Genomic DNA, 12,713 nt, shown 5'->3' with positions numbered 1-12,713 from the left:
GATGAGAGGATGAAGCTTTGCCCTTCCGGGAAGCCCGCCCTTGTCCGACGCCTTATAGGCGATGCGCATGCTCGCGCAAAGCGTGGCAAGAATGAAGCGGTGGGCGCGCGCGCCGATCAAGATTTTCTACTCTGCGACACGGTCGCGTATCTTCGGCCAAGTCATCAGGACGTTGCAGGTCCCCTCGCTTGGCGCTACTCGCAACCTGTCGGAGCGCTCGCCGCCCGCAGGATGCCGCCAATGATCACCGATCCGATCTTCTACCTCTACGCCGTTCCGGCGGTGATCCTCGTCGGCCTCGCCAAGGGGGGCTTCGGCGGATCCATCACCATGATCGGGGTGCCGCTGATGGCGCTGGCGATCTCACCCGTCGCGGCCGCCGGCATCATGCTGCCGATCCTCATCGCAATGGACGTCGTCGGTTTGCTGGCCTGGCGCGGCACGTTCGACCGCAGAGTGCTGCGCCTGATCCTGCCGGCCTCGGTGCTCGGGGTAGGTCTCGGCTACGCGACGGCGACGCTGATCCCGCCCGACGGGATCCGGCTGCTGATCGGCGGGCTCTGCCTCGCCTTCGCCGCCCAATGGTTCCTGAAATCGCGCCATACGGTCCCGTCGAAGAAACCCGGCCGGTTCAGCGGCATGTTCTGGGGCACGATCGCGGGCTTTACGAGCTTCACCACGCATGCGGGCGGTCCACCCTTCCAGGTCTACGTGATGCCGCTGAAGCTCGCACCGGCGGTCTTTGCCGGCACCACCGTGATCTTCTTCGCCGTCACCAATTTCCTGAAGCTCGTGCCGTATTTCCTGCTCGGCCAGTTCTCCAGCGAGAACCTCGCCACCTCCGCCGTGCTCCTGCCGCTCGCGCCGCTGTCGACCTTGGCAGGCGTCTGGCTGGTGAAGCGAACCGACCGCGAGCGATTCTATCTCATCACCTACGCTCTGCTGATCCCGGTCGGGATCCAGCTGGTCTACGCCGGACTGCGTGGTCTGCTGGGGTAAGGTTCGGTGGTACCGGACCGCCTGGAGCGCAGGGCGATCAGGAGGAAATCGGGACGGCGCTGTCAAGCCGATAGGTTTGCCCGAGAGACAGGCGGCAATGTCCGAAAGGCCGGCTGATCGTCAGCGGCGGGTTCTTGCCAGAGAACCGTGCGACAGGCAGTGCCGGCATGATGCGGGCGGCTCTGCAGATAACCCGGCCGCGGCATCGACCGCGCCCGGGCTGGAAGACGAGAAAATCAGTTCGCTCGAAGGCGCTCCATCTCGTCCTTCAGCAAGAGCTTTCGCCGCTTCAGTTCACGGATCTCAGCGTCGGTCATCGCGGGCTTGGCGCGCGCCGCCTCGATCTCGGTTTCCAGTGCAGAGTGTCGCTGTACCAACGTCGCAAGATGCACGTCCAAGGACATAGTCGCTCCTTCAGATCCGTTACGTTTCGAAGACGCTCCGTTCTCGGCGGTGGCGCCTCGACCAGAGAATCCTGTCACAAAACTTATGCACTGTCGAACCAGTCTCAAGCTCCCTGTTCCCCAAATCGCCGTAGGCTGTTAATCGATCGTCGGGGCCGAGCGTCAGGTTTAAGCCGGATTTTCAGCATCAAGGCATTCGCGTACCGAGGGGACTTGAGATGGGCGATCAGGAACAGGCGACGCTGCGCCTGCAGGCAGCGCGCCTGCGGCAGGAGCACACCGACTTCGATGCGGCGATCAACGCGATGGAGGTCACCGGCTGCGACCGGCTGCAGATCCAGCGGATGAAAAAGAAAAAACTGTCGGTGAAGGATCGGCTGCAGGACGTCGAGGACCAGATCATTCCGGATATCTCGGCATGACGACCGATCGATACGACGTCGCGATCATCATGGGCAGCCAGTCCGACTGGCCGACGATGAAGCACGCGGCCGACGCCCTGACGACGCTCGGCGTCTCGTTCGAGGCGCGGATCGTCTCCGCCCACCGGACGCCCGAGCGGCTGTTCGATTTCGCCCGCGGCGCTAAGGCTGCAGGCTTCAGGATCATCATCGCCGGAGCCGGCGGCGCGGCGCACCTGCCGGGCATGGCGGCCGCCCTGACGCCGCTGCCGGTGTTCGGCGTGCCAGTCGAGAGCAAGGCGCTGTCGGGCCAGGACAGCCTCTTGTCGATCGTGCAGATGCCCGCGGGCATTCCCGTGGGAACGCTCGCCATCGGCCGGGCCGGCGCCGTCAATGCCGCCCTCCTCGCGGCCAGCGTACTCGCCCTCCACGACGACGCGCTGGCCGATCGGCTCGACGCCTATCGCGCCGCGCAGACCGACGCCGTGGCCCTCCACCCGGTCGACGCGACATGAGCCCGCTTCCCATCGAGGCCACGATCGGCATCGTCGGCGGCGGACAGCTCGGCCGCATGCTGGCGCTCGCCGCCGCCCGGCTCGGGTTCCGCACCATCATTCTCGACCCGGATGCCCGCTGCTGCGCCGCGCAGGTCGCGAGCGACGTGGTTGTCGGCCAGTACGACGACCCGGCCGCGCTGGCCCTCCTCGCCCAGCACTGTGCCGTCGTCACCTATGAATTCGAGAACGTGCCGGTCGGACCGATCCGCGACCTCTCGCGCCACGTCCCGGTCTACCCGCCGGCCGATGCGCTGGAGGTGGCGCAGGACCGTGTCGTCGAGAAGGCGTTCCTCAACGGCATCGGCGTGCGGACGGCGGAGTGGCGCGCGGTCGACACTGCCCAGGAACTCGACCATGCGCTCGCCGAGCTCGGCGGGGACTGCATCCTGAAGACGCGGCGCCTCGGCTATGACGGCAAGGGGCAGGCGGTCCTGCGCCAGCGCTCGCCGCACGGCGATGCCTTCGAAAGCCTCGGCGGCACGCCGTCGATCCTCGAGCGCAAGGTGCCTTTCAGCTACGAGCTGTCGATCATTGCCGCGCGCGGGCAGGACGGGCACGTCGCGGCCTACGACCCTGCCGAAAACGTTCACTCCAACGGGATCCTGCGCCATTCGACCGTCCCCGGCCGAGTGACACCGGCGGCTGCCCTCGAGGCCAAGGCGATCGCCGCCAACATTCTCGAAAGGCTCTCCTATGTCGGCGTCATCGGCGTCGAGTTCTTTGCGACGCCGGACGGGCTCCTGGTGAACGAGATCGCCCCGCGGGTGCATAATTCCGGACACTGGACGGAGGCGGCTTGCCTCGTCTCGCAGTTCGAGCAGCACATTCGCGCCGTCGCCGGCCTGCCTCTCGGTGTCCCGGTCCGGCACTTCGATTGCGTGATGGACAATCTGATCGGCGCCGACCAGGCCGACTCGCTCTCGACGCTCGGGGAAGCGAACCTTCTTCTGCATCTCTACGGCAAGGGCGAGGCACGGTCGGGACGCAAGATGGGCCATCTCACGCGGGTTTTCCCGCTCGGAAGCGGTTCCAGCCAGTAGAAAAGGCCGCTTGCCTCGCCGGATCCATCCCGGTGTCGTTGACATTTCCCTGTCACGCGGCTACTTCCCACCCCAACCGAAACGCGCCCAAACGGCGCGTTTTTCATTGAGTGGCGAAACGGTAGGACCCGGTCGCTTCCGTCACATCGACCGATGGTTTAAGACAATGAAGATCAAGAATTCGCTGAAGTCGCTGAAGAGCCGCCACCGCGCCAACCGTCTGGTTCGCCGCAAGGGCCGCATCTACATTATCAACAAGGTTGCGCCGCGCTACAAGGCCCGCCAGGGCTGAGGTGCCGGCCGCAGGCTTTGGCCTGCCGCCTTGGTGAGGGGCTACCGCCCTTTCTCACGTATTGTTCGGATTGACAGCGCGCTGCGGGAGCCTAAGCTTTTCGCATGCGCGCTTTCTTCGTTCGAAATACCCTCGCCTCCGTCCTCTTGCTGACGGCATCGATCGCGGGATCGGCGACATCCGCCTTTGCTGCAACGGATCCGATCATCACCGGCGATCCGCCGGCGGCGGCGAGGCCGCCTGTTCCGCCGTCGGCGGCCCCGCGGCCCTACGCCAGACCCACACCCCTGGCCGAGCCCTCCTCGCCTCTCCAGCCGCCGTCTGCGGCAAGGCCGCAGCCAACGACGAAGGCGGAGCGTCTCGACGCCCTGTTTGCCGAACTCCGGCGAACGGCCACACCGGAGGCAGCCGCTCTCGTCGCCTCGAAGATCGACGCCGAATGGAGTGCCAGCGGCAGTGCGACGGTTGACCTGATGCTGCTCTGGGCGGCCAAGGCGGCGGCGCAGAAGAACAGCGGGGCGGCGCTCGATCTCCTGGAGCAGGCGATCATCCTTGACCCCGGCTATGCCGAGGCCTGGAACCGCAGGGCAACGCTCAACTACCAGATCTCCGACTACGGCAAGTCGATCGCCGATATCCAGAAAACGCTGATTCTCGAGCCGCGGCATTACGGGGCGCTGATGGGTCTCGGGATGATCCTCGAGGAGACCGGCCGCAAGCCGCAGGCGCTCGAAGCCTACGGCAAGGTGCTGGAGATCTACCCCGCCAACAAGAGCGCGCAGGATGCCGTCGGGCGCTTGTCCGAAGAACTGACCGGTCAGGGCATATGACGAGGCCGGCGGAGGGTCTCCCCTCGCCGGCCTCTTTGCTGTGAGTGATGTGGCTGGGTCTCAGACGGCCGAGAGCCCGTCGGACCCGATGTGCGCAATGCGCAGCATGTTGGTTGAGCCGGGGATGCGCAACGGCACGCCGGCGGTGATGATCACCCGCTCGCCTGCGCGGGCATACTTCTCCTCGACGGCGATGCGGCAGGCCGTGTCGATCATCGCGTCGAGGTCGTAGGCGTCCTCAGTGACGACGTTGTGCAGGCCCCAGCAGATCGACAGGCGCCGCGCGGTGGACAGCACCGGCGAGAGCGCCAGGATCGGCGTCATCGGCCGCTCGCGGGCGGTTCTGAGGCCGGTCGTGCCGGTCGCCGTGTAGGTGACGATCACGGCGACGTTGAGGGTTTCCGCCATCTGGCGAGCGGCGAGCGAAACCGCATCGGCCCCGGTCGCCTCGGGCTCCGAACGCTGGGCGAGGATGATGCTCGGGTAGATCGCATCCTGCTCGATCTGCTCGGCGATGCGGTTCATCGTCGCCACCGCTTCGACGGGGAAGTTGCCGGCTGCCGATTCGGCCGACAGCATGATCGCGTCCGCGCCCTCATAGACCGCGACCGACACGTCGGAGACTTCGGCGCGGGTCGGGACCGGCGCGGTGATCATCGACTCCAGCATCTGCGTCGCGACCACCACCGGCTTGCCGGCCTTGCGGCAGGCGCGGGTGATGCGCTTCTGGATCGAGGGGACCATTTCCAGCGGCAGCTCGACGCCGAGATCGCCGCGCGCGACCATGATGGCGTCGGACAGCTCGATGATTTCATCGAGACGCTCGACCGCCTGAGGCTTCTCGATCTTCGACATTAACGCCACGCGGCCGCGCGAGATCTTCCGGGCTTCGGCGAGATCTTCCGGACGCTGGATGAACGACAGCGCCACCCAGTCGACATCGTTGACCGCCAGCACCGCGTCAAGGTCCTTGCGGTCCTTGTCGGTCAGCGCACCGGTGGCGAGCGTCGTGTCGGGCAGGCTGACGCCCTTGCGGTTAGAGATCTTGTCGCCGGCGACGACGCGGCACTTGATGTGGCGGCTGTCGGTCTCGGTGGCGACCAGTTGCAGACGCCCGTCGTCGATCAGCAGGCGATGGCCGACCTGGACCGCCTCGAGGATTTCGGGATGCGGCAGGAAGACCCGCGTCTCGTCGCCCTCGGCCGGGTTGTCGTCCAGCGTGAAGTCCTGGCCGAGCGCCAGCGTGACGGTCGTGTCCTTGAACTTGCCGACGCGCAGCTTCGGTCCCTGCAGATCGGCGAGGATGCCGATCGGCCGGCCGACGTTGAGTTCCACGGAGCGGATGCGGCGCACCAGCTCGCGCATCGTGTCGTGGTCGGTGTGGCTCATGTTGATGCGGAAGACGTCGGCGCCTGCCTCATGCAGCTTCTGGATCATCGCCTCGTCGGACGAAGCAGGACCCAGTGTCGCGAGAATCTTGACCCGGCGATTTCTTCTCATTGCGTGCCCCCGCGTGGCGGTTCGGTCAACTGGACCATCCAGCTGCCCTGCTCGCCGGTGTCATACTCTCGGAAGCCCATCTTTTGATAGCCGCGCGCCAAACAATCCTTCACATCGGTGATCTTGAACTCGTTCTCGGCGATACAAAGATTGACGTTCCCGGCCCAGCGCCCCTTCCCGTCCGCATCCTCGGCGTAGAGGTAGTAGTAGCGCGAGGCGAGCGTACCCTCGATGATCACCTTGCAGCTCGTCGCGGGAATGCGCCACCAGCCCTCGGTCGTCCAGCCCACTTCGGCACGGTAGCCGATGGCAACGCCGACGAGCTGCTGGGTGCCGTTGCAGACGCGGAAATCGGCCTTTGCGGGCGTCGACACGAGGGGTGCAGAGAGGATGAAGGCCGAAAGTGCCAGCAGACCGGCCCCGGCCGGGTGACGCCAGAATTTTCGCGAGATCATGGGCAATCCTTGAATGACGAAGGCGGGCCTCGAAGGACGAAGGCAAGTGATCGCGGCGTCGCCGACCGTGGAAGTCTCGATCGGCCGCCCGGGCCTGTCAACGCCGCCAGCTGGGGCGGACGGCAGGCTGATCCGGGCGACCATCCCGGTTCGATGGCGTCAGAACTATGGCGTTATGACGGAGCGAGGCTGACCGCGGGATGGTGTCAGCCGACCCAGCCTTGCAGCTCGCGGCGAACCATGGCTTCGATGACGTCCATTCCCTCCTCGCTGTCATTGAGGCACGGGATGTGGCTGAACTTCTCGCCGCCGTTGTGCAGGAAGATCTCGCCGGCCTCCTCCGCGATTTCTTCCAGCGTCTCCAGGCAGTCGGAAACGAAGCCCGGATTGAGGATCGCAACCCGCTTGATGCCTTCCTTGGCCAAGGCCTCGACCGTCTTGTCGGTATAGGGCTGCAGCCACTCCTCCGGTCCGAAGCGCGACTGGAACGTCGTCATCAGCCGTCCGGGCGCCCAGCCGAGGCGCTGCTCCAGGAGGCGCGAGGTCTTCTGGCAGTGGCAGTGATACGGGTCGCCCTTGCGGAAATAGCTCTGCGGGATGCCGTGGTAGGTCGTGATCACCCGCTCCGGCTCCCAGTCGAGCGACGCCAGGTGCTTCTCGATCGAGCGGGCGAGCGCGTCGATGTAGACGGGCTCGTCGTGATAGGCCGGTACGGTGCGGACTGCCGGCATCCAGCGCTTCGTCATCATGTGCGCGAAGAACTTGTCGTTCACCGTCGCCGTCGTCGAGGACGAGTACTGCGGATAGAGCGGGTAGACGAGGATCCGGTTGCAGCCGGCCTCGAGCAGCGCATCGGCGCGCTCGGCGATCGACGGACGGCCATAGCGCATCGCCCAGTCGACGACGACCTCGGTATCCCCCGCCATCCGCACCGCCAGCTTCTCGCCTTGCGCCCGCGTGAAGGTGCGCAGCGGGGACTCATCCAGCTCGTCGTTCCAGATCGAGGCATAGGCCTTGCCGGAGCGCGTCGGGCGGGTGGTCAGGACGATGCCGTAGAGGATCGGATACCATACCCAGCGCGACGTCTCGATCACCCGCTTGTCGGAAAGGAATTCCTTGAGGTAACGCCGCATCGGACGGTAGGTCGTGCCGTCGGGCGTGCCGAGATTGACGATGAGCACGCCAACCTTCTTGGTTTTCACCACCGGGTGGCCGGGCGGCAGCGGTCCCGTCGCGTGCGCGGCAGCGAGGGGGGTCTGAGCGTTCATCTGGTAAGTCCCCGATCGTTCAAGCTGAAAGGCCCCGGCGACCGGAGCGGCGCCGGAACATGGCGCCGGCTCAAAACGGATATAGGTGGGAAAACGCCAAGCCAAAGCGCGGCGCATGTTCGCAGGACAATTGCGACGGTCCGGAGTGTCCCGCCGCCCTTGTCATCGGTCCGAGCTCGTCATCGGTCCGATGTCGTCAGCTGTCCGATTTCCGAGAGCATCCGGCGATGCCAGGATGTTCTCACTCAATACAGACAGAGCGTCGTCGTGCGCCTCATGGGCACAGGTCGCGTCAGCTGCGGCGCGTGAACTCGAAACGATTGCCGTTCGAGGAGGCGCAGGCCAGTCGGTTCACCTCGACCTGGTTGCAGTTGGCCGCAACGCGCGTGCCGCGAAGCTTGGACGTATAGTCGATCGTCACCTGGCCCGGACCAAGCAGCGTGTAGCTCCCCTCGGCCAGAACCGCACCGGTACCGGCTTCCGTCGACGTGAAGCGTCCGCCTCGGAAGTTGGCGGTATAGGCGACAGGACCGCCCACAGATGCCCAGCTGCCGTCAACGCCCTGCGGCCGGGTTTCGGTCGGCAGGCTGGTCACGCGGTTGTCTGCCGTCTGGCACGCCACCAGCAGGAGGGCAGCCGTCGCGAGGGCGAGGGAAGAAACGATGGCACGCATGCTCTGGCTCCGAGAAAAGCAGTTGTCGGCTGACCCGTACTAGACATCAGCAGACCTGTCATCGGTCAGCGCCGGGAATGCGTCGCGAAAAGCGACGCCTGTGGCCGATCAGGCCGCGGTTTCCCGGTCCTGCGCCGGAATCACCGAATGGATCGAGCCGATCGTCTCGATCGACCGGATACGAACGTCGCTGGTGAAGGTAAACCAGTACATCGTGGTGCCGGTGACGAGCGAGCCATTGCGTTCGTCCCGCCGGGTCCAGTCACAACGGCAGGCCGCTTCGTCGTCTTCGACGATCGTGCCGCGCTCTTCGTAGGAAATATAGGTCGCGCGCCGCATCAGTTCGCTGAGGAAAGACTTCGCCTCATCTTCGCCGCTCAGGCGAAACTCGCCTTCCAGCCGATCGAACCACGGCGCATCGATAATGCCGGCATTGCTGCGGTTGGAGAAGACGGCACCGGGCGCGAAATGCCGCGCGATACTGCCCATCGTTCCCGACATGACTGAATCTATGACGTCACGCAGAACGTTTCGCCTCAGCTCTGCCCTGTCATGGATTTCCAGCATCCATGTTTCCTCCCGGCTTACAACAAGCCGAGAGAGAATAATAACGCAGAAGTCTTTGTTGGCCAGTGACTGCTTGAGAAAGCCAAGCCAACAAACGGCTTTTGCACAAGGAAATCGCCGGGTGGGCCCAATCGACAGCCCTAGCGGACGAGAATGTTCCTGAACTGCCAAGGGTCTTCGGCATCGAGATCTTCCTCGAACAGGATGGATCGATCCTTGAGCGGGGTCCAGTCGGTATAGTAGCCCTTCACCGGGCCGAGATAAGGCTTCTGCACCTCAAGGCAGCGGCGGAAGTCCATCTCGTCGGACTCGACGATGCCGGCTTTCGGGTTCTCCAGTGCCCAGACCATGCCGGCGAGCACCGACGATGTCACCTGCATGCCGGTGGCGTTCTGATTGGGCGCCAGGCTGCGCGCCGTCTCGAGCGACAGCTGCGAGCCGTACCAGTAGGCATTCTTCTCGTGCCCGTAGAGCAGGACACCCAGCTCATCCCCGCCGTCTGCCAGCTCCTTCTCCGACAGAACGTGGCGCACCGGCTGGATGCGGCCACCGGCGCCGAACAACTCATGCAGCGACAGCACGGCGTCGTTGGAGGGGTGATAGGCGTAGTGGCAAGTCGGCCGATACTTGACCTCGTCGTTCTTGCCGCGGACCGTGAAGTAATCCGAGATCGAGATCGCCTCGTTGTGGGTGACGAGGAACCCGTATTGCGGCCCCGGCGTCGGGCACCAGCTGCGCACGCGCGTGTTGCCACCCGGCTGCTCGAGGAAGATGCCGGACTGGTGACCCTTCTTGTGGGTCTTGGCATTCTTGGGCATCCACTTTTCGTGCGTGCCCCAGCCGAGCTCCGCCGGCTGCATGCCTTCGGAAATCAGCCCGTCGACCGACCAGGTGTTCCAGAACACGTTCAGCGGCTTCGGCTTCTTGGCGCGCTGGGTATCGCGCTCGGCGATGTGGATCCCCTTGACGCCGACCTTCTTCATCAGCTTGGCCCAGCCCTCGCGGTCGCCGGTCGCTGGCTCCGCGAAATCCTTGCCGATCTCGCCGGCAAGATCGACCAGCGCCTGCTTGACGAACCAGGAGACCATGCCGGGATTGGCGCCGCAGCAGGAGACGGCAGTGGTCCCGCCGGGGTTCCGGCGCTTCTCCTTGCGCATCGTTTCGCGCAGCGCATAGTTCGTGCGGTCGGCGTTCGAGATCGTGTCGTCGAAGTAGAAGCCGAGCCAGGGCTCGACCACGGTGTCGATGTAGAGGACGCCGAGTTCGCGGCAGAGCCGCATGATGTCGACCGAGCCGGTATCGATCGACAGGTTGACGCAGAAGCCCTGCCCTTCGCCTTCGGTCAGCAGCGGCGTCAGGATCTCTTCGTAGTTCTTGCGGGTCAGGGCCTGGTGCAGGAAGGTCGCGCCGCTGGCGGTCGCCAGTTTGCGGTCGGCATCGTTCGGGTCGATCACGGTGACGCGCGAACGATCGTAGTCGAAATGGCGTTCGATCAGCGGCAGCGTTCCCCGGCCGATCGAGCCGAAGCCGATCATCACCACCGGGCCGCTGATCTTTCCGTAGATCGGATGCTTTTCAATCGCCATGGTGGCAATTCCTTCCAGGTCGGACGCAACGATCAAGGTCGCCGCGACTATGTTCCCCTGCGGCTAAAGCAAATCGGCGTTAAATGAAACTCAACGGCGGCGGCGTTCCCAATTTCGGCGCGGTCAGAATCACCAAGGTGCCGAAACTATTTCGCCGCGAGCCTTTGATCGGATTGGCGTTCTTCGTTCGCCGCGGGTTTGGCGGCAACGTTGATAAAACTTTCCTGTAAACAGGCTTGCCGCGGCGGCAGTGTTCAGCGAAACGGCGCCGCCGCTCGGAGGACGTCAGACCTCCATGGCCTCGAGTTCGTCGATGAAGCCGGAAATCACCGCCAGTCCCCGCGACCAGAAGGACGGGTCGGAGGCATCGAGGCCGAAGGGCGCGAGCAGTTCGGAATGGTGCTTGGTGCCGCCGGCCTTCAGCATGGCGAAGTACTTGTCCTGAAAACCTTCTTCCGAATTCTGGTAGACGGCGTAGAGCGAGTTCACCAGGCAGTCGCCGAAGGCATAGGCATAGACGTAGAACGGCGAGTGGATGAAGTGGGGAACGTAGGTCCAGAAAGTTTCATAGCCCTCGCCGAGATGGATCGAGGGACCAAGGCTTTCCTTCTGCATCTCGACCCAGATCTCGCCAATCCGGTCCGCCGTCAACTCACCGTTCCGCCGCTCCTGATGCAGCGCCCGCTCGAACTGGTAGAAGGCGATCTGCCGGACCACCGTGTTGATCATGTCCTCGACCTTCTGGGCGAGCAAGGTCTTACGCTCCAGCGGCGTCTTCGCCTGGTCGAGCAGCGAGCGGAAGGTCAGCATCTCGCCGAAGACCGAGGCCGTCTCGGCCAGCGTCAGCGGCGTCGGCGCCATCAGCGCGCCCTGCGGACCGGCCAGCACCTGGTGCACACCATGGCCGAGCTCGTGCGCGAGCGTCATCACGTCGCGCGGCTTGCCCATGTAGTTGAGGAGGACATAGGGATGCGCCGACGGAACGGTCGGGTGCGCGAACGCGCCGGGCGACTTGCCCGGGCGGACGGCGGCATCGATCCAGTTGCGCTGGAAGAAGCGCTCGGCGATCGCCGCCATCTCCGGTGAAAACCCGGAATAGGCCGACAGCACCGTCGACTGCGCCTCGCCCCAGGAAATCTCGCGCCGCGCGGTATCGGGCAGCGGCGCGTTGCGGTCCCAGAACTCCAGCTTCTCCAGCCCCAGCCACTTCGCCTTCATCGCGTAATAGCGGTGGGAGATCGCGGGATAGCTCGCGACCACGGCCCGCGCTAGCGCATCGACCACCTCCGGCTCGACCCGGTTGGCGAGATGCCGGCTGTCGGCGACGTCCTTGAAGCCGCGCCAGCGGTCGGAGATTTCCTTGTCCTTGGCGAGCGTGTTGGTGATCAGCGTGAAAGTGCGCAGGTTCTCGCCGAAGGTATGGGCGAGCGCGGCGGCGGCGGCCTGACGGCGCTCGCGTCGCTCGTCCTGCAGAAGGTTGAGGGTTTCCTCCAGCGCCATGTCGTCCCCATCGACGTCAAAACGCAGGGCGGTCATGGTCTCGTCGAACAACCGGTTCCAGGCGCCATGCCCGGTGACCGACTTGTCATGGAAGAGCTCCTCGACCCGGTCTTCCAGCTGGTAGGGCTTGTCTTTGCGAAGGTCGACGATCCACGGCCGATAGTGTGCGAGCTTCGGGTTCTCGGCCATCGCCGCGTCGAGAACGGCATCCTCGATCCGGTTCATCTCCAGCGGAAAGAACAGAAGGCGCGAGGAGATGTCGGTCACCCGCGACTGGATGTCGCCGTAGAACTTGGCGCGCGCCGGATCCGAGGTATCGCCGGAATAGACGAGGCCTGCATAGGAGATCAGACGGCCAAGGATTTCCTCCAGCGCCTCGAACTCCTTCAGCGCCTCGGCGATGCCGCCACCGCCCGGCAGCGCGGCCTCGCGGCCGAGGGCCGTGCGCCAGCGCGCCTGGAAGGCCAGAGCGAGGGCCGCACCCATGTCGAGATCGCCGGCGATACCCGGGGCGTCCATCGCGGGGTAGAGGTCGTCGAGGTTCCACTCGGGCAGCCCTGTCCCGGCTGTCGCACCGGTTGCGGAAGTGGCCAGAAGAATACGGTCGATCATCAATATCTCGGTCGTTGCCAGGGCGGGAA

The 12,713-nt window shown here is 64.9% G+C and carries 15 protein-coding genes; 7 read left to right on the top strand and 8 right to left on the bottom strand.

The window, feature by feature from the left end; translation table 11 throughout:
- The first annotated feature begins 240 nt into the window (after window positions 1–240).
- Entirely contained in the window at window positions 241–999 is a 759-nt protein-coding gene (locus tag ACZL02_RS02085) for a sulfite exporter TauE/SafE family protein (protein WP_472938536.1), read from the top strand.
- A gap of 236 nt (window positions 1,000–1,235) precedes the next feature.
- On the opposite strand, the gene ACZL02_RS02080 is transcribed toward ACZL02_RS02085, so the two are convergent.
- Window positions 1,236–1,403, bottom strand: coding sequence for a YdcH family protein (locus ACZL02_RS02080; RefSeq protein WP_472938535.1), 168 nt, complete (start codon window positions 1,401–1,403; stop codon window positions 1,236–1,238).
- A 218-nt stretch (window positions 1,404–1,621) separates the two neighbouring features.
- Between ACZL02_RS02080 and ACZL02_RS02075 the strand changes: the two genes are divergently transcribed.
- From ACZL02_RS02075 to ACZL02_RS02055, 5 genes are all read left to right on the top strand, one after another.
- Window positions 1,622–1,825: a YdcH family protein gene (locus ACZL02_RS02075; RefSeq protein ID WP_472938534.1), complete on the top strand. Its 204-nt coding sequence runs from the start codon at window positions 1,622–1,624 to the stop codon at window positions 1,823–1,825.
- A complete protein-coding gene (purE, locus tag ACZL02_RS02070) occupies window positions 1,822–2,319 on the top strand; it encodes a 5-(carboxyamino)imidazole ribonucleotide mutase (RefSeq protein WP_472938533.1) in 498 nt (165 codons plus the stop codon). The genes ACZL02_RS02075 and purE overlap by 4 nt, the downstream gene beginning before the upstream one ends.
- On the top strand, window positions 2,316–3,401 hold the full coding sequence (locus ACZL02_RS02065) for a 5-(carboxyamino)imidazole ribonucleotide synthase (protein ID WP_472938532.1): 1,086 nt from the start codon (window positions 2,316–2,318) through the stop codon (window positions 3,399–3,401). The genes purE and ACZL02_RS02065 overlap by 4 nt, the downstream gene beginning before the upstream one ends.
- Before the next feature lie 166 nt (window positions 3,402–3,567).
- On the top strand, window positions 3,568–3,693 hold the full coding sequence (gene ykgO, locus ACZL02_RS02060) for a type B 50S ribosomal protein L36 (RefSeq protein ID WP_472933820.1): 126 nt from the start codon (window positions 3,568–3,570) through the stop codon (window positions 3,691–3,693).
- Between the two features lie 104 nt (window positions 3,694–3,797).
- Window positions 3,798–4,523 carry a tetratricopeptide repeat protein gene (locus ACZL02_RS02055; protein ID WP_472938531.1) on the top strand — a complete coding sequence of 242 codons (726 nt, stop codon included), beginning with the start codon at window positions 3,798–3,800 and terminating at the stop codon, window positions 4,521–4,523.
- A gap of 60 nt (window positions 4,524–4,583) precedes the next feature.
- On the opposite strand, the gene pyk is transcribed toward ACZL02_RS02055, so the two are convergent.
- The 6 genes from pyk to ACZL02_RS02025 all read right to left on the bottom strand — a co-directional run bounded on the left by pyk (window position 4,584) and on the right by ACZL02_RS02025 (window position 10,572).
- The gene (gene pyk / locus ACZL02_RS02050) at window positions 4,584–6,023 is read right to left on the bottom strand and encodes a pyruvate kinase (RefSeq protein WP_472933822.1); all 1,440 of its coding nucleotides are present in this window, start codon (window positions 6,021–6,023) and stop codon (window positions 4,584–4,586) included.
- A complete protein-coding gene (locus tag ACZL02_RS02045; RefSeq protein ID WP_472938530.1) occupies window positions 6,020–6,478 on the bottom strand; it encodes a DUF1036 domain-containing protein in 459 nt (152 codons plus the stop codon). Before ACZL02_RS02045 ends, pyk begins: the two co-directional genes overlap by 4 nt.
- 206 nt (window positions 6,479–6,684) lie before the next feature.
- Complete coding sequence (hemH, locus tag ACZL02_RS02040) at window positions 6,685–7,746, bottom strand: ferrochelatase (RefSeq protein WP_472938529.1); 1,062 nt, start codon at window positions 7,744–7,746, stop codon at window positions 6,685–6,687.
- Window positions 7,747–8,038: 292 nt separating this feature from the next.
- Window positions 8,039–8,419, bottom strand: coding sequence for an Omp10 family outer membrane lipoprotein (locus ACZL02_RS02035; protein WP_472938528.1), 381 nt, complete (start codon window positions 8,417–8,419; stop codon window positions 8,039–8,041).
- A 108-nt stretch (window positions 8,420–8,527) separates the two neighbouring features.
- Complete coding sequence (locus ACZL02_RS02030) at window positions 8,528–8,986, bottom strand: nuclear transport factor 2 family protein (RefSeq protein ID WP_472938527.1); 459 nt, start codon at window positions 8,984–8,986, stop codon at window positions 8,528–8,530.
- 140 nt (window positions 8,987–9,126) lie between these two features.
- Window positions 9,127–10,572: a homospermidine synthase gene (locus ACZL02_RS02025; RefSeq protein WP_472938526.1), complete on the bottom strand. Its 1,446-nt coding sequence runs from the start codon at window positions 10,570–10,572 to the stop codon at window positions 9,127–9,129.
- A gap of 83 nt (window positions 10,573–10,655) precedes the next feature.
- On the opposite strand from ACZL02_RS02025, the gene ACZL02_RS02020 reads away from it, so the two are divergent.
- Window positions 10,656–10,802 (top strand): hypothetical protein, encoded by a 147-nt coding sequence (locus ACZL02_RS02020; RefSeq protein ID WP_472938525.1) that lies wholly within the window; start codon window positions 10,656–10,658, stop codon window positions 10,800–10,802.
- Between the two features lie 55 nt (window positions 10,803–10,857).
- On the opposite strand, the gene ACZL02_RS02015 is transcribed toward ACZL02_RS02020, so the two are convergent.
- The gene (locus ACZL02_RS02015; RefSeq protein WP_472938524.1) at window positions 10,858–12,684 is read right to left on the bottom strand and encodes a M3 family oligoendopeptidase; all 1,827 of its coding nucleotides are present in this window, start codon (window positions 12,682–12,684) and stop codon (window positions 10,858–10,860) included.
- Window positions 12,685–12,713: the final 29 nt, after the last annotated feature.

This window comes from Mesocryomonas fontinalis, assembly GCF_055730125.2.
Note: the sequence above shows the minus strand (reverse complement) of the source record. Positions and strands in the feature narration are given on the sequence as shown.